27 protein-coding genes and 1 pseudogene are annotated in these 26,499 nt (G+C 76.0%); 12 read left to right on the forward strand and 16 right to left on the reverse strand.

Going from position 1 to position 26,499, the window contains the following annotated elements:
- The first annotated feature begins 17 nt into the window (after window positions 1-17).
- Window positions 18-1,202 carry a M20 aminoacylase family protein gene (locus tag K1J50_RS05445; RefSeq protein WP_220116488.1) on the forward strand — a complete coding sequence of 395 codons (1,185 nt, stop codon included), beginning with the start codon at window positions 18-20 and terminating at the stop codon, window positions 1,200-1,202.
- A 96-nt stretch (window positions 1,203-1,298) separates the two neighbouring features.
- Here K1J50_RS05445 and K1J50_RS18985 read toward each other — a convergent pair whose 3' ends face one another.
- From K1J50_RS18985 to K1J50_RS05460, 4 genes and pseudogenes are all read right to left on the reverse strand, one after another.
- Window positions 1,299-1,430 carry a hypothetical protein gene (locus tag K1J50_RS18985; RefSeq protein WP_255574960.1) on the reverse strand — a complete coding sequence of 44 codons (132 nt, stop codon included), beginning with the start codon at window positions 1,428-1,430 and terminating at the stop codon, window positions 1,299-1,301.
- Window positions 1,431-1,519: 89 nt separating this feature from the next.
- Window positions 1,520-1,663: pseudogene (locus tag K1J50_RS19540) on the reverse strand (DUF6496 domain-containing protein); the annotation flags it as partial.
- A gap of 79 nt (window positions 1,664-1,742) precedes the next feature.
- On the reverse strand, window positions 1,743-2,435 hold the full coding sequence (locus K1J50_RS05455; protein ID WP_220116492.1) for a phosphoribosyltransferase: 693 nt from the start codon (window positions 2,433-2,435) through the stop codon (window positions 1,743-1,745).
- Between the two features lie 206 nt (window positions 2,436-2,641).
- Window positions 2,642-3,145: a CinA family protein gene (locus tag K1J50_RS05460; protein ID WP_220116497.1), complete on the reverse strand. Its 504-nt coding sequence runs from the start codon at window positions 3,143-3,145 to the stop codon at window positions 2,642-2,644.
- Between the two features lie 174 nt (window positions 3,146-3,319).
- On the opposite strand from K1J50_RS05460, the gene K1J50_RS05465 reads away from it, so the two are divergent.
- On the forward strand, window positions 3,320-4,351 hold the full coding sequence (locus tag K1J50_RS05465; protein WP_220116499.1) for a Bug family tripartite tricarboxylate transporter substrate binding protein: 1,032 nt from the start codon (window positions 3,320-3,322) through the stop codon (window positions 4,349-4,351).
- Between the two features lie 19 nt (window positions 4,352-4,370).
- Here the strand turns inward: K1J50_RS05465 and K1J50_RS05470 are convergent, their stop codons facing one another.
- The gene (locus K1J50_RS05470; RefSeq protein WP_220116501.1) at window positions 4,371-4,775 is read right to left on the reverse strand and encodes a VOC family protein; all 405 of its coding nucleotides are present in this window, start codon (window positions 4,773-4,775) and stop codon (window positions 4,371-4,373) included.
- Window positions 4,776-4,797: 22 nt separating this feature from the next.
- Window positions 4,798-6,006, reverse strand: coding sequence for an acyl-CoA dehydrogenase family protein (locus tag K1J50_RS05475; protein ID WP_220116503.1), 1,209 nt, complete (start codon window positions 6,004-6,006; stop codon window positions 4,798-4,800).
- Window positions 6,007-6,299: 293 nt separating this feature from the next.
- Between K1J50_RS05475 and K1J50_RS05480 the strand changes: the two genes are divergently transcribed.
- The 3 genes from K1J50_RS05480 to K1J50_RS05490 are packed head-to-tail and all read left to right on the forward strand — an operon-like array spanning window position 6,300 to window position 8,510.
- Window positions 6,300-6,911, forward strand: a complete 612-nt coding sequence (locus K1J50_RS05480) for a TetR/AcrR family transcriptional regulator (protein ID WP_220116505.1) — start codon at window positions 6,300-6,302, stop codon at window positions 6,909-6,911.
- A gap of 31 nt (window positions 6,912-6,942) precedes the next feature.
- Complete coding sequence (locus K1J50_RS05485; RefSeq protein WP_220116506.1) at window positions 6,943-7,365, forward strand: Zn-ribbon domain-containing OB-fold protein; 423 nt, start codon at window positions 6,943-6,945, stop codon at window positions 7,363-7,365.
- The gene (locus tag K1J50_RS05490) at window positions 7,362-8,510 is read left to right on the forward strand and encodes a thiolase C-terminal domain-containing protein (RefSeq protein WP_255574962.1); all 1,149 of its coding nucleotides are present in this window, start codon (window positions 7,362-7,364) and stop codon (window positions 8,508-8,510) included. The genes K1J50_RS05485 and K1J50_RS05490 overlap by 4 nt, the downstream gene beginning before the upstream one ends.
- 27 nt (window positions 8,511-8,537) lie before the next feature.
- Here K1J50_RS05490 and K1J50_RS05495 read toward each other — a convergent pair whose 3' ends face one another.
- From K1J50_RS05495 to K1J50_RS05505, 3 genes are all read right to left on the reverse strand, one after another.
- A complete protein-coding gene (locus tag K1J50_RS05495; RefSeq protein WP_220116507.1) occupies window positions 8,538-9,518 on the reverse strand; it encodes a Bug family tripartite tricarboxylate transporter substrate binding protein in 981 nt (326 codons plus the stop codon).
- A gap of 78 nt (window positions 9,519-9,596) precedes the next feature.
- Entirely contained in the window at window positions 9,597-10,481 is an 885-nt protein-coding gene (locus K1J50_RS05500) for a polysaccharide deacetylase family protein (protein WP_220116508.1), read from the reverse strand.
- Window positions 10,478-11,074 carry a carboxymuconolactone decarboxylase family protein gene (locus K1J50_RS05505; protein ID WP_220116510.1) on the reverse strand — a complete coding sequence of 199 codons (597 nt, stop codon included), beginning with the start codon at window positions 11,072-11,074 and terminating at the stop codon, window positions 10,478-10,480. The genes K1J50_RS05500 and K1J50_RS05505 overlap by 4 nt, the downstream gene beginning before the upstream one ends.
- 173 nt (window positions 11,075-11,247) lie before the next feature.
- On the opposite strand from K1J50_RS05505, the gene K1J50_RS05510 reads away from it, so the two are divergent.
- The 5 genes from K1J50_RS05510 to K1J50_RS05530 are packed head-to-tail and all read left to right on the forward strand — an operon-like array spanning window position 11,248 to window position 15,540.
- Window positions 11,248-12,177 carry an ABC transporter permease subunit gene (locus K1J50_RS05510; RefSeq protein ID WP_220116519.1) on the forward strand — a complete coding sequence of 310 codons (930 nt, stop codon included), beginning with the start codon at window positions 11,248-11,250 and terminating at the stop codon, window positions 12,175-12,177.
- Window positions 12,174-13,496 carry a high-affinity branched-chain amino acid ABC transporter permease LivM gene (gene livM, locus K1J50_RS05515; RefSeq protein ID WP_220116521.1) on the forward strand — a complete coding sequence of 441 codons (1,323 nt, stop codon included), beginning with the start codon at window positions 12,174-12,176 and terminating at the stop codon, window positions 13,494-13,496. Before K1J50_RS05510 ends, livM begins: the two co-directional genes overlap by 4 nt.
- Complete coding sequence (locus K1J50_RS05520) at window positions 13,489-14,361, forward strand: ABC transporter ATP-binding protein (protein WP_220116522.1); 873 nt, start codon at window positions 13,489-13,491, stop codon at window positions 14,359-14,361. The genes livM and K1J50_RS05520 overlap by 8 nt, the downstream gene beginning before the upstream one ends.
- Complete coding sequence (locus tag K1J50_RS05525) at window positions 14,358-15,086, forward strand: ABC transporter ATP-binding protein (protein ID WP_456304551.1); 729 nt, start codon at window positions 14,358-14,360, stop codon at window positions 15,084-15,086. The genes K1J50_RS05520 and K1J50_RS05525 overlap by 4 nt, the downstream gene beginning before the upstream one ends.
- Before the next feature lie 46 nt (window positions 15,087-15,132).
- On the forward strand, window positions 15,133-15,540 hold the full coding sequence (locus K1J50_RS05530) for a hypothetical protein (RefSeq protein ID WP_220116523.1): 408 nt from the start codon (window positions 15,133-15,135) through the stop codon (window positions 15,538-15,540).
- Window positions 15,541-15,549: 9 nt separating this feature from the next.
- On the opposite strand, the gene K1J50_RS05535 is transcribed toward K1J50_RS05530, so the two are convergent.
- From K1J50_RS05535 to K1J50_RS05550, 4 genes are all read right to left on the reverse strand, one after another.
- Window positions 15,550-18,624: a caspase family protein gene (locus K1J50_RS05535; protein WP_220116524.1), complete on the reverse strand. Its 3,075-nt coding sequence runs from the start codon at window positions 18,622-18,624 to the stop codon at window positions 15,550-15,552.
- A 236-nt stretch (window positions 18,625-18,860) separates the two neighbouring features.
- Window positions 18,861-19,898: a hypothetical protein gene (locus K1J50_RS05540; RefSeq protein ID WP_220116525.1), complete on the reverse strand. Its 1,038-nt coding sequence runs from the start codon at window positions 19,896-19,898 to the stop codon at window positions 18,861-18,863.
- A gap of 107 nt (window positions 19,899-20,005) precedes the next feature.
- Window positions 20,006-20,476, reverse strand: a complete 471-nt coding sequence (locus K1J50_RS05545; RefSeq protein WP_220116527.1) for a DUF421 domain-containing protein — start codon at window positions 20,474-20,476, stop codon at window positions 20,006-20,008.
- A gap of 12 nt (window positions 20,477-20,488) precedes the next feature.
- Window positions 20,489-21,019, reverse strand: coding sequence for a hypothetical protein (locus tag K1J50_RS05550; RefSeq protein WP_220116533.1), 531 nt, complete (start codon window positions 21,017-21,019; stop codon window positions 20,489-20,491).
- Window positions 21,020-21,277: 258 nt separating this feature from the next.
- On the opposite strand from K1J50_RS05550, the gene K1J50_RS05555 reads away from it, so the two are divergent.
- Entirely contained in the window at window positions 21,278-22,408 is a 1,131-nt protein-coding gene (locus K1J50_RS05555; protein WP_220116534.1) for a branched-chain amino acid ABC transporter substrate-binding protein, read from the forward strand.
- 308 nt (window positions 22,409-22,716) lie between these two features.
- Here K1J50_RS05555 and K1J50_RS05560 read toward each other — a convergent pair whose 3' ends face one another.
- The 3 genes from K1J50_RS05560 to K1J50_RS05570 form a co-directional block, all read right to left on the reverse strand.
- Window positions 22,717-22,890 carry a hypothetical protein gene (locus K1J50_RS05560; RefSeq protein WP_220116535.1) on the reverse strand — a complete coding sequence of 58 codons (174 nt, stop codon included), beginning with the start codon at window positions 22,888-22,890 and terminating at the stop codon, window positions 22,717-22,719.
- A gap of 207 nt (window positions 22,891-23,097) precedes the next feature.
- On the reverse strand, window positions 23,098-24,579 hold the full coding sequence (locus K1J50_RS05565) for an MFS transporter (RefSeq protein WP_220116536.1): 1,482 nt from the start codon (window positions 24,577-24,579) through the stop codon (window positions 23,098-23,100).
- 132 nt (window positions 24,580-24,711) lie between these two features.
- Complete coding sequence (locus K1J50_RS05570) at window positions 24,712-25,452, reverse strand: DUF3047 domain-containing protein (RefSeq protein WP_220116537.1); 741 nt, start codon at window positions 25,450-25,452, stop codon at window positions 24,712-24,714.
- Between the two features lie 299 nt (window positions 25,453-25,751).
- Between K1J50_RS05570 and K1J50_RS05575 the strand changes: the two genes are divergently transcribed.
- Complete coding sequence (locus K1J50_RS05575; protein WP_220116539.1) at window positions 25,752-26,453, forward strand: dienelactone hydrolase family protein; 702 nt, start codon at window positions 25,752-25,754, stop codon at window positions 26,451-26,453.
- Window positions 26,454-26,499 lie beyond the last annotated feature (46 nt).

The following is a 26,499-nucleotide window of genomic DNA, read 5'->3' on the forward strand; positions in this document are numbered from 1 at the left end:
AGCCGGGACAGCCGCCGATGCCGATCATCAACCGGATCGCCGAATTCCACGCCGAGATGACCGAGTGGCGACGCGACCTGCACGCCCACCCGGAGCTCGGCTTCGAGGAGACGCGCACCTCCGCCCTCGTCGCCGAGCGCCTGCGCCGGTTCGGCTGCGACGAGGTGGTGACGGGCATCGCGCGGACGGGTGTCGTCGGCGTGATCCGCGGCAACGGCGGCGCCTCCGGCCGCGCCATCGGCCTGCGCGCCGACATGGACGCGCTGCCGATCGAGGAGGAGACCGGCCTCCCCTACGCCTCGCGCAACCCCGGCCGGATGCATGCCTGCGGCCATGACGGCCACACCGCGATGCTGCTCGGCGCCGCGAAGTACCTGGCCGAGACGCGCAATTTCGACGGCACCGTCTACGTCATCTTCCAGCCGGCGGAGGAGAATTTCGGCGGCGGCGAGGCGATGGTGAAGGAAGGGCTGTTCGAGCGCTTCCCGATGGAGCGCGTCTTCGGCCTGCACAACTGGCCCGGCGCGCCGGAAGGCACCTTCCTCTGGCGCGACGGCCCGGTCATGGCCGCGGTCGCCAACCTCGAGGCCACCGTCACCGGGCGCGGCGCGCACGGAGCGATGCCGCATCTCGGCACCGACCCGGTGGTGGTCGCCGCCGCCATCGTCCAGGCGCTGCAGAGCATCGTCGCCCGCAACCTCGAGCCGGTCGAGGCGGGGGTGATCACCATCGGCCACATCGCCGCCGGAGGCGCCTTCAACGTCATCCCCGAAACGGTGCGCATGCGCGGCACGGCGCGCTGGTTCACGAAGGAGACGGGCGACCTGCTGGAGCGGCGCTTCACGGAGACCGTCACCGGCATCGCCGCCGCCTTCGGCGCGACCGCGACCGCGGAGTTCCGCCGCTGCTACCCCGCCACGGTGAACGAGACGGCCAGCACCGAGCTCGCCGTGCGCGCCGCCCGCGCCGTGCAGGGCGAGGCGCGCGTGCTGCCGATGCCGAAGCCGACCATGGGCGGGGAGGACTTCGCCTTCATGCTCGAGGCGAAGGCCGGCAGCTACATCATGCTCGGCAGCGGCCGCGGTCCGGACGACCCGCAGGTCCACCACCCGCGCTACGACTTCAACGACGCCATCCTGCCGATCGGCGCGAGCTACTGGGCGACGCTCGCCGAGCAGGTGCTGGCGCGCGGCGGCGCCTGAGGACGGCGCGGACGCGCCGTCCGGGCCGGGCCGCCGGCGCGCCGCGGCCCGTCTCCCCCGCCGCGCCCGACGGCGACGCTCGCCGCCGTCCGGCCGTCAGCGCACCCGCCGCAGCGCCCGCTCCAGCTCCGCCTTGGTCATGCGCGAGCGGCCGGGGAGGCCGCGCCGCGCGGCCTCCGCATACAGCTCCGCCCGCGTCGGCCCCGCGGCGGCGCGGCGGCGTCCCATGGCCGTGGCCCCGAGGCGCTCTCGCGCCTTGGCCGCGCCAGGCCGCGGCGGTTGCGCGCCGGGCTCGTCGCGCGCGACGCGCCCGCCTCGCACAGGGCGATGGCGATCGCCTGCTTCCGGTCGCGGACCTTGCGTCTGCCGCGCGCCGTCCGCAGCGCGCCGTGCTTGAACTCGTGCATGACGCGGCGGACGGTCCTGCGCTGGCCCCGGCTCCGTTTCGGACGCGACGGCATGGCGCCCTCCTCTCGCTCCCTGCCGTGCACAGCGCACCGCGCGGCGCGGCGTTCCCGGCCGCGCCCGCCGCGGCATCCCTCAGCCCCGCCGCGCCGCCGCGGCCTCCTGCAGCAGCGCCAGCACCTCGGCGTCGTCGAGCTGGTGGAAGTCGCGGTAGTAGGCGCCGACCGCGCCGAGCTCGGCGGGCTCCGCCAGCGCCACGATCTCCGTCCCCTCGGCGCGGAGGCGCGCCGCGGTGTCGGCCGCGATCACCGGCACCGCCAGCACCGCGCGCGCCACCCCGGCCTGGCGCAGCGCGGCGAGCGCCGCCCTCGCGGTCGCGCCGGTGGCGACGCCGTCGTCCACCACGATCGCGACGCGGCCCGCGAGCGGAGGCGGCGCGCCTTCGCCGTGCGGGCCGAACAGCGCCTTGCGGCGGCGCTCGATCTCGGCGAGCTGGCGCTGCCGCTCGCGCTCGATCGTCGCCTCGTCCACGCCGAGCGCGGCGATGATGTCCTCGTTCAGCACGGTCTGCGGCGGCGATCCGTCCACCACGGCGCCGATCGCAAGCTCCGGGTTGCCCGGGGCGCCGAGCTTGCGCACCAGCAGCAGCGCGAGCGGCGCATCCAGGGCGCGGGCGATCGGCGCGGCCACCGCCACGCCGCCCCGCGGCAGAGCGAGCACCACCGGCCGCTCGGCGGCCAGGGGCACCAGGCGCTCGGCGAGCCAGGCGCCGGCCTCCTCGCGGTCCCGGAAGATTCTCGTGCCGTCGAACAGGGGCGATGCCGCCATGCCCTCCGCTCCCGCGCGCCGTGCGCCCCCGCACTTCCGCCTCTCCGCGCCGGCGCCGGTGGCGGCGCGCCGGGTCGCTTCCGGCGCCATGGAACACCCCTCCGCGGCGCGGCGCCAGGGTCTTCGCGCGCGGTCCGGCGGCAGGCCCCGCGCGCGCAGGGCGCGGAGCGCGGCGGGTCCTTCGCGCCGTGCGCGCCGCCGCCGCGCTAGGCGCGCGGCGGCGCAGCCTCCAGCGCCTCGATCAGCAGGTCGAGCGCGGCGGCTGCGAAACGGCGCATGTTCGCTTCCCGGTCCGCGCTGCCGGAGGCAAGGGTGATCGCGCGCGTCCCGTCCGGACCGGCGACGGCGATGCAGCAGTGCCCCGCGGCGTCGCCGTAGCGATTGCCCTCCGGCCCCGCCGCGCCGGTCTCGCCGAGGCCCCAGAGGCTGCCGGCGATCCGCTCGCGCACGCGCTCCGCGAGCAGCGCCGCGTAGCGCTCGGTCGCAGGGCGGAACCCGGCGAGGTCGGCGTCGCCGATGCCGAGCAGCCCGGCGCGCGCCTGGCGCGTGTAGATCACGCCGCCGCCGCGGAAATAGGCCGAGGCGCCGGGCTGGGCGAGCAGCGCCGCGGCGATCAGCCCGCCGGTCGAGGATTCCGCCACGGCGAGCGTCTCGCCGCGCGCCCTGAGCAGCATGGCGGCCTTGGCGGCGCGGGGCAGCAGGGTCTCCATGGTCGGCGCTCCTCCTCCGGTCGCGCCCAGGCTAGGCGCCACGGGACCGGCCCGGTCAAGTCCGGCCGGGCGGGTCCGCTTGACTCGCATCGCGCCGGCTCCGCATCCTCGCCGCGAGCGTCCGCACGCACGGCGCGCACCACCGACGGACGCCGCAGGGAGGAACGTCGAGCGATGTCCGGCACGCCGTCGCCGCGCCGGGGCGCGGCAATCCCGCGCCGCCGCGCCGTCGCCATGCTGCTCGCGGGCGGCGCCGTGCCGCTCGCGGGGGCGCCGCCGCGCCGGGCGCGTGCCCAGGCGGCCGCGGACTATCCCAGCCGCCCGGTGCGCCTCGTCGTCCCCTTCGCGCCGGGCGGGCCGACCGACGTGATGGGCCGCGTCGTCGCCAACGGCCTGGGCGCCGCGCTCGGCCAGCCCGTGGTGGTGGAGAACCGCGCGGGCGGCGGCGGCAATGTCGGCGTCGCCCATGTCGCGCGCCAGCCGCCGGACGGCCACACGCTGCTCGTCGCCTCCACCGGCTTCGTCGTCAACGCCAGCCTGTTCCGCAATCCGGGCTACGATCCGGTGCGCGACTTCGCGCCGATCACCGAGCTCGGCGCCTCGCCCAACGTCATCCTCGCGCATCCCGCGTCCGGCATCCGCACGATCGGGGAGCTGGTCGCCAGGGCGAAGGCGACGCCGGAGAAGCTCAACCTCGCCAATCCCGGCCTCGGCTCGACCCCGCATCTGACGGCGGAGCTGCTGCAGATCCGCGCCGGCGTCGCGTTCGTGCAGATCCCGCACCACAGCGCCGCGCTCGCGATCCAGTCGCTGCTCGGCGGCACCACGCCGGTCGGCGTCACGGCGCTGCCGCCGGCGCATCCGCACATCCGCTCCGGCGCGCTGCGCGCGCTCGCCGTCACCGGGGAGCAGCGCTGGCCCGACCTGCCGGAGGTGCCGACGATGCTGGAACTGGGCTACCCGGGCTTCGTCTCCGAGACCTTCCAGGGCCTGTTCGCCCCCGCCGGCACGCCGGCGCCGGTCATCGAGCGCCTGGCGCGCGCGGCCGTCGCCGCGCTGAACGAGCCGGCGACGCGCGCGCGGCTGCAGGCGGCGGGCTTCGGCATCCGCGCCGCCGGTCCGGCCGGCCTCGCGGCGCGCGTCGCGCGCGAGGTGCCGATGTGGCGCGAGCTGATCCGCCAGGCGGGGATCCCGACGGAGGGATAGCCGCCGCCGGGCGCCGCGCTCAGGCCGCCGTCGTCTCCTCCGGCGGGAAGTTCAGCTCGACCGCGATGCCGTCCGGGTCGCGGAGGAAGAGCTGGGTCTGCCGGTCGCGCGGGATCACGCGCTCCTCGTAGGGCACCGCGTGCCGGCGCAGGCGCTCGCGCACTTCCGCGAGCCCGGTGCAGGAGAAGGCGATGTGGTCGAGCAGCCCGGTCTCGCCCGGCCGGCGCGGCGGCCGGCCCTCGTCCTGCGCGCGCGGGCCGATCAGGTGCACCGTCGGCTGGCCGCCGCAGTAGAGCCAGTAGCCGGGAAAGGCGAGCGGCGGGCGGTAGCCGACCTCGAGGCCGAGGACCTGGACGTAGAAGTCCTTCGTCCGCTCCAGGTCCGCCGGCCGGATCGTGTAGTGGTTCAGCGCGTTGAGGCCCATTCCTCGACCCCCTCCCCTCGCGTCAGAGGAACCGCATGCGGGGCTTGAGCCCCACGAAGTACTGGCCGCACAGCTCGAGGTGCGCGGTGCGGCCCTGGAGCTGCTGCGCCGCCGCGTGCATGTCGCGCATGCGGCGCTCGAACGGGTTGCTCTCGAAGATCGCCGTCGCCCCCGCCTCGTGGTAGGCGACCTCCGCCACCTCCTTGGCGCGGTGGATGGCGGAGGTGGAGGCGAGGCGGATCATCACCCGCTTCTCGAGCGACAGCTCCTCGCCGCTCTCGGCCTCCTCCCACGCTTCGCGCAGCGCCTCCTGCAGGAAGGCGCGGGCCGAGCGCAGCTTGGCCTCGCACTCGGCGATCTGGTGGCGCAGCACCTCGCTGTCGCGCAGCAGGCGGCGGGTGACGCGCGGCGTCTTCTCCCGCGCCAGCGCGATCAGCGCGTCGAGCATGCCGCGCGCGATGCCGAGCGCCACCCCGGCGAAGCCGGAGGAGTAGAGGTGCATCGCCGTGAACCTGTAGAGCGGGTTCGGCAGCCTGCGCTCCTCCGGCAGGTCGCGCCCGACCGAATACTCCTCCGGCACGAACAGGTCCTTGACGGAATAGGTGTCGCTGCCGGTGCCGCGCAGGCCGACCACGCGCCAGACGTCCCGGAGCGGCGCGATGGCGGCGGGGAACATCATGGTGCGCTCGATCGGCGCGCCGTCCTCGCCGAGGCGGAGCGAGCCGTCCGGCTCGCGGATGTGGCAGTGGCCGCCGAGCCAGGTGGCGTGATGGCCGCCGCTCGCGAAGTGCCAGGTGCCGGTGACGCGATAGCCGCCCGGCACCGGCACCGCGATCGCGTCGCCGTACTGCGCCCCCCAGGCGACGACGGCCTCCGGCGGCCCCCAGATCTCGCGCGCGATCTCCGGCCTCATGTAGGCCGCGGCCATGGAGCAGCCGGAGGCCTGGCCGATGCACCAGGCGGTCGAGGCGTCGGCGCTGGCGATCGCCTCGGTGATGCGCACGTACTCGTGCGGCGGCAGCTCGTCGCCGCCGAGGCTGCGCGGCAGCAGGGTGCGGAACAGGCCGTTCGCGTGCAGCGCGGCGAGCAGGTCGGCGGGCAGGCGGCGCTCCGCCTCGATGCGCGGCGCGGCGGCCTCGATCGCGGGCAGCAGCGCGCGGGTGCGGGCGAGCGCATCCGGCTGCGGCGCGGCGGCGGCGCCCCCGGCGAGGTTGCGTGCGACGGCGCTCATGCTCGGTCCTGTCCTCCCTGGGGCCCGTCCGGGCGTGCCGGCCCGGCCGCGTTCGACTCAATCGGGCGTCCGACCAAGGTTCGGGCGGCTCCGTCCCGGCTGTCAAGCTTCCCCGCGCAGGAAGCACCCCGGTCCGGCGCCCGGGCGGCGCCGCGGGAAGACGGACGGGCGCGGGCCGCATTGTCGCCCCCGATCGTGCCGACTAACGTCGGATCATGGGGCCGAACGAGACACCGGGCCCGCAGGCCCTGCGGGACGAGCGGACAGGCGCGCGCACCGAGGCGGCGCCGAGCGTGCGCGAGCGCATCCTCGCCGTCGCCCAGACCCTGTTCGCCGAGCAGGGCTATGCCGCCACCTCGACGCGGGCGATCGCGCAGCGTGCGGGGGTGAACCTCGCCCAGCTCCACTACTACTTCGGCTCCAAGCGCGAGCTCTACATCGCCGCCTACCGCCGCGGCGCCGAGCCGGTGACCGAGGCGCGCCGCCGCGCGCTCGCGGAAGCCAAGGCGCGCTGGCCCGCGGGCGACATCCCGCTCGAGGTGCTGGTGCGCGCCTTCGTCACGCCCTTCATGCTGAACGGCCGCACGCCCGAGGGCCGCGCCACCATGGGCATGCACGCCCGCCTTCACACCGAGCCCGACGACATCGCGCGCGAGGTGCTGAGCGAGGTCTACGACGACACCACCCTCGCCTACACCGAGGCCTTCCGCCGCGCCCTGCCGCACCTGCCGCCGGAGACGCTCTACTGGCGCCTCTACTTCATGATGGGCGCCTACCGCTACACGCTGCTGCGCACCGGCCGGCTCGAGGTGATGTCCCGCGGCGCCTGCGACTCGGGCGACTTCGAGACGGCGGTGGAGCAGATCGTCCCCTTCCTCTGCGCCGGCCTCTCCGCCCCGGCGTGAGGCCCCTGCCACCGACGGGAGCCCCTGGCCCATGACCCTGCCGCCCGGCCGCGCGCGGCCCGAGCCCACGCCCGAGACGAAGCACTTCTGGGACGGCACGCGCGCGGGCGAGCTGCGCCTGCAGCGCTGCACCGGCTGCGCCAGGCCCTACTTCCCGCCCCGCCCCTTCTGCCCGGCCTGCGGCTCGCGCAAGGTGGAGGTGTTTGCGGCGAGCGGCCGCGCGCGCCTCCATAGCTACGTCATCCACCACCGCCCCGTGCCCGGCTTCACGCCGCCCTACGCCATCGCCGTGGTCGAGCTGGAGGAGGGGCCGCGGATGATGACCAACATCGTGGACTGCCCGCAGACGCCGGAGGCGCTGGTGCTCGACATGCCGCTCGAGGTGGTGTTCGTGCCGCTGGACGAGGCCATCACCCTGCCGCTGTTCCGTCCGGCGCGGGAGGCCGCGCGGTGATCCCGCCCGGCGCCATCGCCATCGTCGGCGCCGCCGAGACCACCGAGCTCGGCGTCATCCCCCACCTCTCCGAGATCGGCCTGCACGCCGACGCGGCGCTGAACGCGATGGCGGATGCGGGGCTGCAGCCGAAGGACATCGACGGCCTCGCCTGCGTCGGCCCGATGCGGCCGCAGATGATCGCGCACTATCTCGGCCTCGCGCCGCGATGGGTGGACGGCACCGGCGTCGGCGGCTGCTCCTTCCTGCTGCACGTCCGCCACGCGGCGGCGGCGATCCACGCCGGCTACTGCTCCACCGTGCTGATCACGCACGGCGAGAGCGGGCGCTCGCGCGTCGCGGCGATGCCGCGCCTGGTCGAACCCGGCAGCCTTGCCGGCCAGTTCGAGATGCCCTTCGGCCCGATGGGTCCGCCGACGCTGTTCCCCATCCCGGTGCTGCGCTACATGAAGACCTACGGCGTCACGCACGAGCAGCTCGCCATGGTCGCCGTGATCCAGCGCGAATGGGCGGCGAGGAACCCGCGCGCCATGCACCGCGACCCGATCACGGTCGAGGACGTGCTGAACTCGCGCATGATCGCCTACCCCTTCCGCCTGCTGCAGTGCTGCCTCGTCACCGACGGCGGCGGCGCGCTGATCCTGACGAGCGCGGACCGCGCCAGGGACTTCCCGACCCGCCCGGTGTACATCCTCGGCTCCGGCGAGAGCGTCGAGACGCCGATGGTGAGCCAGATGCAGGACTTCACCTCCTCCCGCGCCTTCCGCGTCGCCGGGGCGGAGGCCTTCCGCACGGCCGGCATCCGGCACGCGGACGTGGACCACCTGATGATCTACGACGCCTTCGCCCACCTCCCCCTCTACGGCCTCGAGGACCTCGGCTTCGTCCCGCGCGGCGAGGCCGCGCGCTTCGTCTGGGAGCGCAACACCGCGCCCGGCGGCAGGCTGCCGGTCAACACCAACGGCGGCGGCCTCAGCTACACCCACACCGGCATGTACGGGATGTTCGCCCTGCTCGAGAGCGTGCGCCAGGTGCGCGGCACCGCGCCGGCGCAGGTCCCGGACGTGCGCATCAGCGTCTGCCACGGCGTGGGCGGCATGTTCGGCGCCAGCGGCACCGTCGTGCTCGGCCGCGAGCGGCCCTGAGCAGGCAGGGGGCGCGGGCGCCGCGCGCTACCCGATGCGGATTCCGGCCTGCCGGATCACCTCGCGCCACATCGGCACCTCGCGCGCGACGCGGGCGCGCAGGCGCTCCGGGCCGCCGCCGGTGACCGGCGTGCCGGTCTGGCGGAAGCGCTCGCGGATCGCCGGGCGGCGCAGGATCGCCTCGACCTCCTCCGCCAGCCGGGCGACGACCGGCGCCGGCGTGCCGGCCACCGCGAACAGCGCGAGGAAGGTCTCCGACACCGCGTCGGGGATGCCGAGCTCGCCGAGGGTCGGAACCTCGGCGAGATCCTCCATGCGCTGCGCGCCGGTCTGCGCCAGGACGCGGAGCTGGCCCGCGCGCACCTGCTGGCCGATCGAGCCGAAGGCGGTGAAGTAGATCGGCACCGTGCCGGCGAGCACCGCCTGGGTCGCCGGGCCGGCGCCGGTGAAGGGCACGTGCTCCATCGCGATCCCGGTGCGCAGCTTGAACACCTCGCCGGCGAGATGCGGCGTCGTGCCGACGCCGGAGGTGGTGTAGTTCAGCCGGCCGGGGTTGGCGCGCGCATGGGCGATGATGTCGGCGACGCTCGCGAAGGGCGAATCCGGCCGCACCGCGATCACGTTCGGCGCCGCGCCGAGCTCGGCGATCGGCGCGAAGTCGCGGAACGGATCGTAGGGCGTGTTGGGGTAGAGGCTCGGGTTGACGACATAGGCGCTGGAGGTGGCAAGGAGGGTGTAGCCGTCCGGCGCCTGGCGCGCGGCGTGGCCCATGCCGATGTTGCCGCCCGCCCCGCCGCGGTTCTCCACCACCACGGGCCTGCCGAGCGCCTCGCCGAGCGGCTGGGCGACGATGCGCGCCAGGATGTCGGTCGCCCCGCCGGGCGGGAAGCAGACGACGATGGTGACGGCCCGCTCGGGCCAGCCGCCCTGCGCCGCGGCGGCGCGCGGAGCGGCGAACAGCGCGGCCCCCGCGGCCAGCGCGGCGCGGCGCGAAAGGCGCTGCGGCATGGACGCTCCTCCCCACGATTTCGCCTTTGCGCCGACGATGCGGAGCCCGCGCCGGCGCTGTCAAGCGGGGGCGGGGCGTCAGGGCGAGGGCCGCAGCGCCTGCCGTTGCGCCAGCAGATGGCGCGCCGCCTCGAGCCGCGTGCCGGTCCACACCCCCGGCGCGGCGCGCACACGGCGCATGATCTCGTCGAACACCCAGGCGCCGGCCGGGCGGCCGTACACATGGGCGTGGATCGTCACGTCGAGCATCGCCGGCCGCGTCTCGCGCCCGAGCAGCGCGGCGAAGGCGTCCTCGAACGCCTCCAGCATCGCGCGCGCGGTGTTGCCGTAGCGGACCGCGCTGGGGAGGTCGTTCACGTCCATCGTCAGCGGCACGCCGACGATCTCCGCGCCCTCTCCGAGCAGCTCGAGATGCGGCAGGTCGTCGTCGTTGCAGTCGCCGTGGTGCAGGTAGCCGGCCTCGGCGAGCAGCCGCGCATGGACGGCGCTGCCGGTGCCGCGCGGGCTGATCCAGCCCCGCGGCGCCTCGCCGGTGAGGTCGCCGATCAGCCCGGTGGTGCGGCGGATGTTCTCGCGCTGCCGCGCCTCGTCGAGATAGGCCGGGATCACGTCCATACTGTAGGAGTGGGCGACGATCTCGTGCCCGGCGCGGTGGATCGCGCGCACCGTCTCGGGCCACCTCTCCGCCAGCACGCCGTTGGTCATCACGGAGAGGCGGAGGCCGTGGCGTGCCGCGATCTCGAGCCCGCGCCAGATCCCCTTCACCGGCCCGTAGAGCGCCCAGGAGGCGGCGTTGCTGTCGAACACGCCGGGCCGGAGCGGATTGCCCATCGGCCCGATGCCGGGCGCCTGGCCCTCCGACCACCCCTCGTAGGCGATGTTGAAGATGATCCCGACGCGCGCCCCGCCGGGCCAGCGGAAGGCGTCGGTGGGGCGCAGGACGCGCCCGCCCCCGTCGCTCATCGCCCCGGCAGCGGCGCGAGCGGCGGCGCCACGCCCTCGGGCAGCGGCACCTGCGCCACGTTCAGCACCATCGCTACCGCGACGTAGTAGCCGCTGACCCCGATCAGGTCCACCACCCCCTGCTCGCCGAAGCGCGCCCTGGCGCGCTCGAAGGTGGCGTCGGAGACGGTGCGGGTGCGGTGCAGCTCGGTGCAGAAGTCGTAGACCAGGGCCTCGTCCTCGCTCATCCCCTCCGGCCGCCGGCCTTGGGCGATCGCCTCGGCGATCGCGGGCGACAGGCCGGCCTGCATCGCCAGGCGGTGGTGCGCGTACCACTCGTACTGCGCCGTCCATTCCCGCGCCGCGATGAGGATGGCGAGCTCGTTGAGCGCCGGGGGGATCGCGCTGCGGAAGCGCAGGTACTCGCCGAGGCGCTGGAAGCGGTCGGCGAGCACCGGGCTGCGCAGCAGGGCGTTGAACGGGCCGCGCAGGCTGCCGCGCGGGCCGCTCGCGATCGCCTCCGCCACGGCGCGCTGCTCGGGGCTCATGCGCTCGGGCGGGATCGGGGGGAAGCGGCCCTGGGCGGTGGGCGGGGCGGCGCCGGCGCTGCTCATCCTCGGTGTCTCCTCCAACCGCCGCGCCGCGGCGCGGCCGGGCGCGCAGGCTAGCCGCCGTCGCCCCGCCCGCCAACCCGGCCCTCCCCCGCGCGAATCCCCTTCGCGGCCGGCGCGGCCTGGCTTAGCGTCGGCGCGGGACGCTTCACCGCCGGGAGAGGGAGAGCGCGCGCGTGTCGGCCTCCTACGCGCTGCAGCAGCTGATCAACGGCATCAGCCTCGGCATGATCTACGGCCTGATCGCCGTCGGCTACACGATGGTCTACGGCATCATCGGCATGATCAACTTCGCCCATGGCGACATCTTCATGATCGGCGCCTTCGTCTCGCTGATCGCGCTGCTGCTGCTCGGCGCCGGGGCGGGGCTGGAGGGGCCGGCGGCGCTCCTGCTCGCGCTGCCGTTCGCGATGGCGATCACCGCGCTCCACGGCTGGACGGTGGAGCGCATCGCCTACCGCCCGCTGCGCGGCAGCTTCCGCCTCGCCCCGCTGATCAGCGCCATCGGCATGTCCATCCTGCTGCAGAACTACGTCCAGGTCAGCCAGGGCGCGCGCGTCAAGCCGATCGAGCCCGTGCTCGCCGGCGGGATCGAGATCGCCCGCTTCGGCGAGGAGGTGGTGACCCTCTCCTGGATCCGCATCACCATCGTGCTGACCACGCTCTGCGCGCTGGCCGCCCTCACCTGGCTCGTCACCCGCACCCCGCTTGGGCGCGCCATGCGCGCCTGCGAGCAGGACCTGAAGATGGCGGCGCTGCTCGGCATAGATACCGACCGCACGATCAGCCTGACCTTCGTGATCGGCGCCGCGCTCGCCGCGGTGGCGGGCGCGATGTACCTCCTGTTCTACGGCGTGATCGACTTCTTCATCGGCTTCGTCGCCGGGGTGAAGGCCTTCACCGCCGCGGTGCTGGGGGGCATCGGCTCGCTGCCCGGCGCGGTGCTCGGCGGCCTGCTGATCGGGCTGATCGAGACCGCCTGGCAGGCCTACGCGCCGCAGCACCTCACGCCCTACAAGGACGTCGCCGCCTTCTCGATCCTCGCGCTGACGCTGATCTTCCTGCCCACCGGCCTGCTCGGCCGGGCGGAGGTCGAGAAGGTATGAGCCCCGCCGCGCTGAAGGACGCCGCGCTCACCGCGCTGGTCGCGCTCGCCCTGTTCGCGCCGCTGGTCGGGCTGCGCACCGACGTCGCGCCGGCGGGCGGGCTCTACCTGCGCCAGCGCTGGGACGACGTCGCCATCCTGGTCGCCCTCGCCTTCGCCGCGCGGCTCGCGCTGCTCGCCTGGCGCGGGCAGCGCCGCCTGCCGACCGCCTCCACCGCCCCCGGCTGGTGGGAGGCGCCGCTGCGCCGCCTCGGCGCGCTCGCCGCGCCGCTGCTGCTCGCCGTCGCGGTGCTGCTGCCGCTCGGCGCCTTCTCCTGGGACCTCGGCGCCTTCGCCATCCCGGCGGTCACGGGCCGCTACGAGCTCGACCTCGGCATCCTCGTCCTCACCTACGTCATGCTCGGCTGGGGCCTCAACATCGTGGTCGGCCTCGCCGGGCTGCTCGATCTCGGCTACGTCGCCTTCTACGCGGTCGGCGCCTATTCCTACGCGCTGCTGGCCACCCACTTCGGCTGGTCGTTCTGGCTCTGCCTGCCGCTCGCCGGCATCCTCGCCGCCTTCTGGGGCGTCCTGCTCGGCTTTCCCGTGCTCCGGCTGCGCGGCGACTACCTCGCGATCGTCACCCTCGCCTTCGGCGAGATCATCCGCATCCTGCTGGTCAACTGGGTGAGCCTCACCGGCGGGCCGAACGGCATCGGCGGCATCCCGCGCCCGACCTTCTTCGGCCTCACCTTCTCCCTGTCCGGCGGGCCCGGCACCTTCGCCGGCTTCTTCGGCATCGAGCCCGACCCCTCGCACCGCGTCGTCTTCCTCTACTACCTCATCCTCGGCCTTGCGCTGCTGACCAACTGGGTCAGCATCCGCCTGCGCCGCCAGCCCCTGGGCCGCGCCTGGGAGGCGCTGCGCGAGGACGAGATCGCCTGCCGCGCCCTGGGCATCAACATCACCGTCACGAAGCTCACCGCCTTCGCGATCGGCGCCATGTTCGGCGGCTTCGCCGGCGCCTTCTTCGCCACCCGCCAGGCCTTCGTCTCGCCCGAGAGCTTCACCTTCATCGAGAGCGCGATCATCCTCGCCATCGTCGTGCTGGGCGGCATGGGCAGCCAGATCGGCGTCGCCGTCGCGGCGCTGGTGATGATCGGCGGGTTCGAGCTGTTCCGCGACCTGCAGGAGTGGCGGATGCTGGTCTTCGGCGCCGCGATGGTGGCGATCATGGTGCTGCGCCCGAGGGGCCTCGTCGCCTCGCGCACGCCGACCGTGACGCTCACCGGGCGCAAGCGCGCGATCAGCGGCGAGCTGGTCGGAGAGGGGCATGGCTGAGGCCCGCGCGGACGCCGCCGCGCCGCCGGCCGGCCGCGACCTGATCCTCGAGGTGCGCGAGCTGACCATGCGCTTCGGCGGGCTGCTCGCCGTGGACCAGGTGAGCTTCGCCGCCGACCGCGGCCGCATCACCGCGCTGATCGGGCCGAACGGCGCCGGCAAGACCACGGTGTTCAACTGCATCACCGGCTTCTACCGGCCGACCGCCGGCGCGATCCTGCTGCGCGACGCGGCGGGCGGGGTCGCGGAACTCCAGGGCCGGCCCGGCCACCGCATCGCCCGCGCCGGGGTGGCGCGCACCTTCCAGAACACCCGCCTCTTCCCCGGCATGACCGCGCTCGAGAACCTGCTCGTCGCCCAGCACGTGCCGCTGATGGCGGCGACCGGCTTCGGCATCGGCGCGGTCCTCGGCCTCTCCCGCTACCCGCGCGCCGAGCGGGCCGCGATCGAGAAGGCCCGCGCCTGGCTGGACGCGACCGGCCTGCTCGACCGCGCCGACGACCCCGCCGGCGCCCTCCCCTACGGCGCGCAGCGGCGGCTCGAGATCGCGCGCGCGATGTGCACCGAGCCGATCCTCCTCTGCCTCGACGAGCCGGCGGCCGGGCTCAACCCGCGCGAGTCGGAGGAGCTCTCCGCCCTGCTGCTCGCCATCCGCGACGGGCAGGCCGCCGGGCGCGGGCGCGGCTGCTCGATCCTGCTGATCGAGCACGACATGGGGGTGGTGATGCGCATCTCCGACCGCGTGGTGGTGCTCGACCACGGGCGCAAGATCGCCGACGGCACGCCGGAGCAGGTGCGCGCCGACCCGAAGGTGATCGCCGCCTATCTCGGCGAGGGCGACGAGGGCGAGGAGGACGCGGCGTGAGCGCGCCCGCCGCGCCCCTGCTCTCCCTCGACGGCGTCTCCGCCCGCTACGGCGCGGTGGAGGCGCTGCGCGGCGTCTCGCTGCACGTCGGGCGCGGCGAGATCGTCACCCTGATCGGCGCCAACGGCGCCGGCAAGTCCACCCTGCTGATGACGATCTGCGGCGCCCCGCGCGCGCACGCGGGGCGGATCGTCTTCGACGGCCGCGACATCACGGCGCTGCCGACGCACGCGATCATGCGCCTCGGCCTCGCCCAGGTGCCGGAGGGGCGGCGCGTCTTCCCGCGCATGACGGTGCTCGAGAACCTGCTGATGGGCGCCGAGGTCGCGGGCCACGACCCGGCGGAGGACCTCGAGGCCGTCTTCGCCCTCTTCCCCCGCCTGCGCGAGCGCCAGGGCCAGCGCGGCGGCACGCTCTCGGGCGGCGAGCAGCAGATGCTCGCCATCGGCCGCGCGCTGATGGCGCGCCCCAAGCTGCTGCTGCTCGACGAGCCCTCGCTCGGCCTCGCCCCGCTCGTGGTGCGCCAGATCTTCGCCACGATCCGCGACCTCAACCTGCGCACCGGCCTCACCGTGCTGCTGGTCGAGCAGAACGCCAACCTGGCGCTCCGCCTCGCGCATCGCGGCTACGTGCTGGTCACCGGCCGGATCACGATGCAGGGGACGGGGGCGGAGCTGCTGGCGCGCCAGGAGGTGCGCGACGCCTATCTCGGCACGGGCCGCTGACCGCCCGCCGCTTGGCGCCGCCGCGTCCGCGCCCCACATCGCGCCCATGAGACGCCGCCGCGCCCCCGCCGCCCTCGCGCTCCTCGCCCTCGCCGCCTGCGCCACCCAGGCCGGGTTCGACGCCCGGATGAACGCGCTGGTCGGGCTCGAGGAGTCCGAGCTGGTGCGCGCGATCGGCATCCCGGACGGCGAGTACCGCACCCCGGACGGGCGGCGCTTCCTGCAGTACGAGCGGCTGGGCGCGCGCGGTCCGGCGCAGGTCGAGCCGGCCTTCGGCTTCGGCCTCGGCTACGGCGGCTGGGGCCGCGGCACCTTCTTCGGCACCGGGCTCGCCCTCGGCGGGCCGGCCTACGTCTATCCCCCGCCCGCCTGCAGCGTCACCTTCGAGATCGTGGGCGGCCGCGTCGCCGGCTACACGCGCCGCGGCGGCGGCTGCGTCGCGGTGCCGCCCTGAACGCCGCCCTCACCGCGCCACCAGCGCCAGCGGGAAGCTGCGGAGGTCGCGCTGCGCGGTGCGGAACACGGCGTTCTGCCGGTGCCGCTTCTCCGCCGCGAGCTGCGGCACCCGCCGCGTCACCCACTCGCCGAGCGCGAGCGCGCTGACGCGCCCCTCCGCGTCCACCGCCGCCCGGCCGCGCAGCCCCTCGCGCACCGCGTAGGCGAACACGCCGTTGCGGTCGTCGTAGCTGTCCAGCGCCTCCTGCACGCTGGTGCTGGCCGCGAGCAGGAAGCGCCCGGTCTCGTTGCCGACCGCGGCGAGCGCGTCCACCGCCACCTGGCCGGCATAGCAGGTGTCTATGAACAGGAAGCCGTCGCGCGCGCGGACGCGCGCGAGCGCGGCGATCAGCGTGTCCTCGTCGAGCGCGGCGCGGCGCAGCGCCTCCCAGTCCGAGGCGTCGCCGACATCGGCGGGCAGGAACAGGAAGCGCCGGTCGGTGTCGGTCAGCACGCCGTGGCCGGCGAGGTAGAGCACGAAGGTGTCCTCCGCCCGCACCGTCTCCGCCGCCCGCGCCAGCGCCGCGAGCACGCCCTCGCGCGTCGCCTCCGCGTCCGCGAGCAGGGTCAGCGACACGTCGCGGAACAGGCCGCGCGCCGATGCCTGCAGCGTCTCGGCGACGCTGCGTGCGTCCGCCACCGCGAAGCGCAGGTTGAGCCGCGGATCGGCATAGCGGTCCACGCCGACCGCGACCACGACCAGCCGCCCGGCGCCGGGCGGCGGCTCGGGATCGCTGGGGCGGCGCAGCGCGAGCGCCGGCCCCTCGGCGAACAGCGTGCGGTCCTCGGCGTAGAGCCGGGTGACGATGCGGTTCGGTCCGGGGTCGAGCGGCACCTCCACCTCGGTCGGCCCGGCGCCGGGCGTCGCGCGCACCGCGATGCGGTCGTTCACCATCACGTCGAGCGGCCCGAGGCCGAGCCCGCGGTCCTCGGCGACGAAGGAAAGCCGGAGCGCGGTTGCCTCCGCCGGCAGCACGGTCGCGTCCCAGGCGAGCGGCAGGCAGGCGCCCTCCGCCGTCACCGCGCAGGCGGCGGCGCCCCGCAGCACCGGCGCGCGGCCGATCCGCGCCCGCACCTCGCCGAGCGCCGCGAGCCGCGCGCGCGCCGGCGCGGCGTCGCCGGCGAGCCGCGCGCGCACCGCGGCGGGCGCGTAGAGCGCGCGGTAGGCCTGGGCGAAGCTCGCCCACTCCGGCGTCTGCGCCCGGCCGTTGTTGAGGTGCACGCCGACCAGCTCCTGCCCGCCCTCCGGCGCGTGGTCGAACAGGCCCTCCGGCGTCCACAGCACCCAGCGGCGGCCATCGGCATGCACGAACAGCGCCGCGCGCTCGGCGATCTGCCCGCCGGCCAGGTCGTACCAGCGCAGCGTCCCGTCGCCCTGCGCCGCCACCGCGACGGTGCCGACGATGGTCAGCCCCCACACGGCGCCCGAGGTCGGCGCGGCGTCGAGCAGACGGCCGGCGGCGTCGAACAGCCGCAGGTGGTTGTCGGTGCCGAGCAGGATCACCTCGTCGCCGGCCGAGATCGCCGCGCTGCGCACGAACTCCCCGGCGCCGAGCGGCAGCGCCGTCGCGCCGAGCCGCGGCCGGTTGGCGTTGCGCCAGTCGGCGAGCGGCAGCCGCGCACTCTCGGTGCGCGCCGCGACGAAGCCGGCCGCGTCGGCCGGCGCGGACTCGAGCCGGCCCCAGCCGGCGTCGAACACGAGCGCCGGAGCGTCGGCGCGCAGCCGGAAGCGCACGCGCAGCGCATCCGGCGAGGCGGCGAGCGCGGCGCCGGTGCTGCGGAAATCCCCGACCGGCGGCCGCGGCGCGAGCGCCAGCGCGCCGTCCGGGGCGATCCGCCCCCAGCCCGGATCGGCCGCGGCGAAGGCGAGCCCGCCCTGCGGCAGCGCCAGCAGATGCGCGATCGCATCGCGCGCGGCGGGGATGTCGCGCGCCGGGCCGAGGCCGAAATCGGCCCAGCGCCGCACGACGAACTGCTGCCGGCCCGCCTCGGCCGGCGGCGCCTGCCCGTCGCGCGGGGCGGCGACGCCCCGGGTCCCGGCCACGCCGTCCCCGCCGCGCCGCGCATAGCCCGCGGCGTGGAGCTGCACCCCGCCGCGCCCGTCGGTGGCCCAGGCGACCGCCGGCAGCCCCTCGCCCTGCAGCCCGGCGACATCCGGGGCCAGCACGGCGCGCAGGTCGGCCGCCGCCAGGATCTCCACCCGCAGCCGGTCCTCGAAGCCGACGGCGAGCAGCGTCCCGTCCGGCGACCAGGCGATGCCGAACGGCCGCGCGCCGGGCAGCGGGGCGCGTTCGGCCAGCTTGCGCCCCTCGGCGTCGTAGATCCGCACCCGCCCGTCGGCGGCGCTGGCGGCGAGCCGTCCGCCCGGGGCGAAGGCCACCATGCGCGCCGGGGCGCCATAGGCGGTGTCCTCGAAGAGGAGGCGCCCGCTGCGCGCGTCCCACACCTTCACGCCGGCGCGCCCGCCGAGCGCCGCGGCGAAGCGGCTGCCGTCCGGTGCGACGGCGAGATGCGCCACCGGTGCCGGCAGCCCGCCGAGCCGCGCCGCCAGCCGTCCGCTCCCGGTGTCGAAGACGTAGATCGCGAAGGCGCCGTCCCAGGCCCGTGCGGTGAAGCCCCCGGCGAAGGCGCGGGCGCCGTCCGGCGAGAGCGCGACGGCGTAGAGTTCGCCCTCCGCCTCCGGCCCGATCGGCGGGCGCAGCACGGCGCGCGGCGTCCCCTCGGGCAGCGACCACAGGCGCAGCGTCTTGTCGTCCGACACGCTGGCGAGCAGCCGCCCCGCCGCATCGGTGGCGAGGCGCGCCACCGGCGCCGTGTGCGCCCCGGCCTCGACCCGCAGGAAGGGCTGCGGCGGGGGGGACGGCGACGCGGCAGGGCCGGGGAGCGGCTGCGCCCGCGGCGCGGACGCGCTCCCCCCGGCGAGCAGCAGGCCGGGCAGCGCCAGGCAGCCGCGGCGGGTCAGGGCGGCAGATCCGGACCGGGACGGGCGCGCCTGCGCCGCACCGGCGCGCCGCGGCGCCTCGCCCGGCCGCGTGCCCGGCATGGCGGGCGCCTCCGATGGGCCGGTCGTGCCCCGGCTCCCGCTCATGCCGCGACCGCGCGCGCTCCCGGGCGGCGGACGCGGCCGCCCCGCCCGGTGGCCGCCCGCGCGGGCGAGGAAGGATCCCGGCTCGGCTCGGCAGTGCGCATCGCACGCGTCTCGTCAGCTTCCGGCCGCAGGCTAGCAGCGCCCTCGCAACGCCGCCAGCACGCCGCCACGCGGCACCGGCTGCGGCGCGCTCAGCTCGCCAGCTCGAAGCCGCTGCGCACCGCGGTCTCGGCGGTGCTCACGCTCTCCGCGAAGTTGTCGCGCCGCGCGATGTTGCTCGCGGCGAGGGAGCGCGCGTCGGTGGCGGCCGCGGCGGCCGGCGCCGCCGGGGGCGCCTCGAGGCGCAGCGGCGCGCCGCCGGCGCGCGTGCCGAAGGCGCTCGCGGGCGCGTAGCCCACCACCTGGCCGGACTCGGTCTCGACCTTGGCGAAGCCCGCGGCCGCGGGGCGCAGGCGCACCGGCTCGCTCGGCGCGATGCGGGCGATCTCCGGGGCGTTCGGGTCGGGGCGCAGGCGCACCGCCACCGGCTGGCGCGCCCGGGCGCTCACCACGCTGCGCTGGGCGACGGCCTTGCGCGTCTCGTAGTCGGCCTTCACGTCGGGCGCGATGGTCGCGATCGCGGTGTCGAACTCGGCCCCGCGCGTCGCGATGCGCTGGTTCACCATCCGCGCCAGCGCGACGTCGGCCTGCGCCTGCTCGCGCAGCCGCGCGAGCTGGGCCTGGGCCGCCGCCGTCGGCAGCGCGCCGCGGCGGTGCGCCTCGCGGATCGCCTGGGCCTGCTGGAAACGGCAGTCCATCAGCAGGTCGAAGGCGAGCTGCGCGCGCTCGAGCTCGGCGTTCTCGCGCGCGAGGTCGTTGCCGATCAGCGCGGTCAGCTCGGCCTGGTCGCGCGCCTGGCGCTGCCGGGCCACGAGATAGCCGCCCATGGCGCCCGCCGCGCCGCCGGCCAGCGCGCCGATCCCGGCGCCCGCCGCGACGTTGCCGCCCCGGGCGCCGCTCGCCGCGGCGATCAGCCCGCCGAGGATCGCCCCGCCGACCGCGCCGACCGCCGCGCCGCGGACGATGTCCTCGGTGAAGAAATTGCCCGTGCTGTCGAGCTGGACCCGGCGCTGGTAGCAGGCATCGGAGCCGTCGTCGGCGCCGATCCGCATCTCCCGCGTCGTGCAGGCGGCGAGCAGCAGCGTGGCGGCGGTGAAGGCGGCGACGGGGCGGCGCAGGCGCGACGGCATGGGACGGCGCTCCGCAAGGGAGAGAACTTCGGTGCGGCACCGACACTCTACCAGCGGTTGCGCGGCGCCGCCAAGCAGGACTGCGGGCCGCCCCCGGCGGCCGCGGCTCAGCCGCCCGCCTCGCCGCGCCCGGCCCCGCGTCGCGGGATGATCGTGATGTCGCCGCCGGGCTCCAGCACGGCGAAGCGGATCTGGTCCATCCGCTCCAGACCGTGCAGGGCGCGGGCGCGCTCCATCACGTCCTGCTCGTCCAGCCGGGCCCTCCGCATCCGCTCGCGCAGCGGCGTGCCGTCCGCCACCAGGACGGTCGGCACGCCATCGATCATCCGCTCGAGGAAGCCGGCGCGCTGCTCGAGCAGGGACATCGCGATGTCGAGCGCGATCAGCGTCGTCACCGCCACCGCCGCGGTCGTCACCGAGAGGTCGTCCCCGAGCAGCGCCTGCTGCGTCGCCTCGCCGATGATGAGGAGGAGGATGAAGTCGAACGCCGTCATCTCGCGCAGCGTGCGCCGGCCGGCGAGGCGGAACAGCGCCGGCAGCACCAGGTAGATCGCGGCGGCGCGCGGGACCGTCTCCATCGCCCTGCCTCCTCACGGCCAGACCAGGATCAGCGGCCGCGCCGGCGGCCCGTCGCCGAGCGCGATCGCGGGCCGCGCGACCAGGAAGGCGCGCTCCGGCATCAGCTCCAGCATGACGGCGACCCGTGCGGCGCCCGGCGCGGCGCGGAAGCGCAGGCGCAGCCCGTCCGGCCCCGCGGCGGCGGCCTCGGGCACCGGCACGCCCGGCCGGAGCCGCCAGTCCCGCAGGAAGGCGGGGTCGAGGCGCAGTTCGATCGCGCCGTCCCGGTTCGCGGCGCCGGCCCGGGCCTCGAGGCGCAGCAGGGTCGGCGCGCCGAGGCGCTGCATGCGCTCGTAGCGGATGCGGAGCGCGCCGTCCGGCGTGACCGTCTCGGCCTCGGCCAGCGGGCCGCCGCGCCCCGTCGCGCCGGACAGCGCGGCGAGGACGACCAGCGCCATCGCCGCCCAGCCGATGCGCTGGATGCGCCAGGTCCGGCGCTGGAAGGGCAGGCGGTCCTCGATCCGGCGGATGTCCGCCGGCGCGTCCGCCGGCAAGGGCGTCATGGCGGCACCTCCGGAAGCTCGGTGCGTCGGCGCAACGCCGCCGTCGCGGCGCGGGTTCCCGCGCGCGCGGCGGCCCGGCCGGGGAGACGGCCGGCCGCGATCGCCGGGGCGTGACCGGACGCGGCGCGCGCGGACGCGGCGGGCGCGACGAGGCTGGCGCGGGTGCCGCCGGCTCGCCTACCGTTGCGGCCGTGACGGCGCGGCGGCGGCCTGCCGCCGCCTGCCCGCCGGACGACGGGAAGAGAGGGAGACGCAGGGATGATCCAGACGCGACGGCAGTGGCTCGGCGCGGCGCTGATCGGTGCCGCCTCGGGCGCCTTCGCTTCCGGCCGGGCCCGGGCACAGGGCGCCGCGGGCCCGATCCGCATCGCCACGGTCGGGCCGATGACCGGGCAGTACGCCTCGTTCGGGGCGCAGATGCGCGCCGGCGGCGAGCAGGCGGTGACCGACATCAATGCCGCCGGCGGCGTCCTCGGCCGGCAGCTCCAGCTCGAGATCGGCGACGACGCGTGCGACCCGCGCCAGGCGGTGAGCGTCGCCAACCAGATGGCGGCGCGGCGGGTGCCGTTCGTCGCCGGGCACTTCTGCTCCGGCTCCTCGATCCCGGCGAGCAAGGTGTACGCCGAGGAGGGGATCCTGCAGATCAGCCCGGCGAGCACCAATCCGCGCTACACCGACGAGGGCTCGTGGAACACCTTCCGGGTGTGCGGCCGCGACGACCAGCAGGGCCAGGTGGCGGGGCGCTACATCGCCGAGAATTTCCGCGGCAAGCGGGTGGCGATCCTGCACGACAACTCGGCCTACGGGAAGGGCCTCGCCGACGAGACCAGGAAGGCGATGAACGCCGCCGGCATGCAGGAGGCGCTCTACGCCGCCTACACCGCCGGCGAGCGCGACTACAACGCGCTGGTCAGCCGCCTGCGCGCGGCCAACATCGAGGTCATCTACATCGGCGGCTACCACACCGAGGCCGGCCTGATCCTGCGCCAGGCGAAGGAGCAGGGGATGAACGTCACGCTGATCGGCGGCGATGCGCTGGTGACGCAGGAGTTCTGGCAGATCACCGGCGCCGCCGGCGAGGGCACGCTGATGACCTTCAGCTCCGACCCGCGCCGGCGCCCGCAGGCGGCGGAGGTGGTGCAACGCTTCCGGGCGAGGAACATCGATCCCGAGGGCTACGTCCTCTACACCTATGCGGCGATCCAGATCTGGGCCGACGCGGTGCGGAAGGTCGGCGCGACCGATCCGCGGCGCGTGGCGCAGACGCTGAAGTCGGACGGGCCGTGGCAGAGCGTGCTCGGGCCGATCAGCTTCGACCAGAAGGGCGACGTGACGGTGCCGGACTACGTGTTCTACGTCTGGCGCAACGGCAGCTACGCGCAGATCTAGGGCTGGGCGACGATCCGGCCCGCGAGGCGGCCGCGGCGGGCGGGGCCCGCCGGGGCCGTTCCTGCACCCCGGTCCTCGCGAGGAAGGGGGCGCTCGGCCAGGCCGGGAGGCCCACCGGCGCGGCGCGTCGGGCGCAGCGGCCGCCCACCGCCTCGGCCTTCCGGGCCGCGCATCCGGTTCCGGGCTCCGGCGCGGACCGCTCGCGCCGCGCCGAGCGGGGCGGAGGCGGAGCCGCGCCCGGATGTCCCGGACGGACGGGCGTGCCCTCCGGGACGTCGGTCCGCCGCCGGCCTCGTCCCGCCCGCCGCTCAGCGGCAGATGAAGTCGTCGGGCCCGGGGTCCCGCTCATCCTCCGGCAGGTCGGCGACGACGTCCTGCACCACCTCGCGCACCCAGACCGACGGCGTGGTGCCGAGGGCGGCCGCACGCCGCGCGATCTCCTCCGCGACCTCCTCGGGCAACTCGATGGTCACTTCGGGCATCGCCTGTTCCCCGTATCCTGTCGCGACGCAGCATAACGCGATGGGTGCCCCGGCGGCGCCGGCACCGCCCGCATGGCCCGCATGCATCCCTCGCGCGGCTCATCCCGCGCCGCGAAAGGCTGTGGCAAGGTTTTGCCGGGATTGAGGAAATCCGCAGGACCGCAGGCCCCGCGGCCGGCCGGCGGGAGGGTGTCCGCACGCCGCGCCTCAGGGCACCGGATGCGTCCCCGGCACCGCGGAGAGCGGCGCCGCCACGCTCTCCAGCGACCGGCACTCGGCCGCGAAGCCGAGCCGCCACTCCGCCGCCGCCGCCAGCATCAGCGCCGCGGCGATCAGGTAGCCCCACAGGATGTGCGTCCGCTCGCCCGCCGCGATCAGGGCGCCGAACAGCACCGGACCGACCACGCCGCCGGCCGCCGTGCCGAAGGCGTAGAACACCGCGATCCCCATCGCCCGCATCTCGAGCGGGAAGCTCTCGCCCACCGTCAGGTAGGCCGCGGACGCCGCCGCCGAGGCGACGAAGAAGATCGCCGTCCAGCACGCCGTCTGCGCCCAGGCCGAGAGCAGGCCGGAGGCGAACGGCAGCCCCGTCGCCGCCATCAGCACCCCCGCGACCGCGTAGGTCGCGGTGATCATCGGCTTGCGCCCGACGGAATCGAAGAGCGGCCCGAGGAGCAGAGGCCCCGCCAGGTTGCCGAGCGCGGAGGGCAGCATGAACCAGCCGACGTCGCCGGAGGGGATGCCGTAGAACTTCGTCAGCACCAGCGCGTAGGTGAAGAAGACGCCGTTGTAGCAGAAGGCCTGGCAGGCCATCAGCGTCAGGCCGAGCGCGGCGCGGTCGCGGTGCGGCCCGAACATCGCGCGCACCACCTCGCCGATCGTCATATGGCCGCGCGGACGCAGGCGGATCGGGCCGCCGGCGGGCGGCGGCAGGGACCCGCCGCGCCGCGCCGCGACGCCGGCCTCGATGCCGGCGACGATGCGCTCGGCCTCCTCCGGCCTCCCGTGCGTCATCAGCCAGCGCGGGCTCTCCGGGATCCAGCGGCGCAGCACCAGCACGACAGCCGACAGCGCGCCGCCGACGACGAAGGCCGCGCGCCAGCCGATCTCCGGATCCATCACCCGCGCATCGAGCACCACGATCGCCGCCACCGCGCCGGCCGCCGCCCCGGCCCAGAAGGTGCCGTTGATCGCGAGGTCCGTCGTGCCCCGCCGGCGCGCCGGGATCAGCTCCTGGATCGCCGAGTTCACCGCCGCGTACTCGCCGCCGATCCCGGCGCCGGTCAGCAGCCGGAACAGCGCGAAGGACCAGAAGTCCCAGGAGAGGCCAGTGGCGATCGTCGCCAGCAGATAGACCGCGACCGTCACGGTGAAGAGCCGTTTCCGCCCCAGCCGGTCGGTCAGCCAGCCGAACAGCAGCGCCTCGCCGACCGCGCCGACCAGGTAGGCGGAGCCGGCCAGGCCGACCTCGGTCTCGCTGAGGCGCAGGCTCGGACTCTCGTGGATCGCCCCGGCGAGCGAGCCGACCAGCGTCACCTCCAGCCCGTCCAGGATCCAGGTGACGCCGAGCGCGACGCAGACGAGCCATTGGAACCGGTCCCAGGGCAGCCGGTCGAGCCGGGCGGGGATGTCGGTGGCGAAGCTCGCCGCGGGCTCGGCGGCGGCCGGGCGTCCCGGGGTGTGGCGCATGCGTCGTGCTCAACGCGCCGCCGCGGCGGCGTTTCGTCCTCCTCCCGCCGCGTCTCCGGCCGCGCGGCGCGCCGCCAGGCGGCATCACCCGGCGACGATCCCGCGTGCCGGGCGGCCGGGGCCGCCGGCCGCTCACCGGCACGGGCCGAGGCGAAGGTCCTCGACCGCCGCGCGCACCCGGCTCCGCGTGTCGTCAGCATCGGTGCCGATCGTGATCTTCACCAGCGGCGGCGGGTCCTGCCCGCCGAAGGCGCGGCGCCAGTCGGCGGCAAGGTCCACCCGCTCCTCCACCCAGACGCCGCGCGGCGCCCCCGCAGGCCGCAGCACCCGCACCCGGCCGACGCCGCCGAGCCAGGGATTGGCGAAGAACGGCCCCGGCTCGCGCCCGCTGCCGCCCCAGACGTAGGTCAGCACGCTGCGCGGCAGGGGCACGCCGTCGCCGGCCAGGGCCTGCGCCGCCGCGTGCTGGGTGCGGACCCAGACGCCGGCGCCGGGCGGCCAGCCGTCGAAGCCGACGCTGATCGAGATCGCGCGGTCGTCCCCGCCGCGCCGCGCGAGGTCGGTCGGCGGCGGCCCCTCCTCCACGCGCCAGCGCCAGCTCAGGCAGGCCGGCCGGCCCGCCAAGGGCCGCCAGACGAAGCCCCCCTCGCCCGGTTCGGCGTGCAGCCACACGCCGGGCAGCACCGTCGCTCCGCCGGCCTGCAGGCGCAGGGGAAGCGGTCCGAAGCGCGCCGAGGGCATGCCGCGCCAGGCGCCCGCCTGCCAGCCCGCGGCCGCGAGGTCCGGCGGCGTCGGCAGCCGTTCCGCCGCCGCGGCGAGCAGCGGCGCGAGCGCGGCGAGGCAGAGGGCCGGGGCGGCGGTCGGACGGCGCATCGCGCGAGACATATGGGAAGCGCGCGCGGGGGCGCCGCCCGGAAGGCCGGCCGGGCGCCGGCTTCACATTTCGGCGCGCCGTCGCGCCGGCGCCGCGCTCCCCGCCGCGGGGCCGGCCCTGCGGCAGCGCGCCGCGCGGGTCGGGGCCGGCTCGGCGCGGCGCGAAGCCTCGGGCCCGGCGCCGGCCGCGCCGGCCCCCGGTCCCGGCCGGTTCCCGCTGTCCGCGATCGGCTCTATGTCCCTCCCCACCGTCGCGCGGCAGGCGCGGCGGCCGGGGAGGAGAGCGAGAGGAGAGCGAGATGCCCGAGATCCGCATCAGCGCCGCCGACGGCAGCGGCGAGTTCGCGGCCTACCTGGCCGAGCCGAAGACGAAGCCGGCGGGCGCGGTGGTGATGATCCAGGAGATCTTCGGCGTGAACCGCACCATGCGCGCCCTCTCCGACTGGGTCGCCGAGATGGGCTTCTTCGCCGTCGCCCCCGACCTGTTCTGGCGCCAGCAGCCGGGCGTGCAGCTCGACCCCGACGCCGGGCAGGAGCAGTGGGAGCGCGCCTTCGCGCTGATGAAGGGCCTGGACCAGGACAAGGCGATCGAGGACCTGAAGGCGACGCTCGCCGTCGCGCGCCGGCTGCCGGGCGCCAACGGCAAGGCGGCGACCATGGGCTTCTGCCTCGGCGGCCGGCTCGCCTACCGCATGGCGGTGGAGTCCGACGCCGACTGCAACATCAGCTACTACGGCGTCGGCATCGAGGGTATGCTCGACAAGGCGCCGGCGATCCGCGCCCCGCTGCTGATGCACATCGCCGAGAAGGACCGGTTCGTCCCGCCCGAGGCGCAGAAGGCGATCCTCGAGGCCCTGAAGGGCCATCCGCTGGTGACGGTGCACGTCTATCCGGGCGTGGACCACGCCTTCGCGCGCGTCGGCGGGCATTCCTACGACGCGCGCGCCGCGACCATCGCCAACGGGCGGACCGCGGAGCTGCTGGCGCGGGTCCTGGGCTGACTGCCGCCCGGCCTCGCCCGGCGGCAGGGTCCTGGCCGGGGGGCGA

The organism is Caldovatus aquaticus (genome assembly GCF_019458025.1).
GTDB classification, from domain to species: domain Bacteria; phylum Pseudomonadota; class Alphaproteobacteria; order Acetobacterales; family Acetobacteraceae; genus Caldovatus; species Caldovatus aquaticus.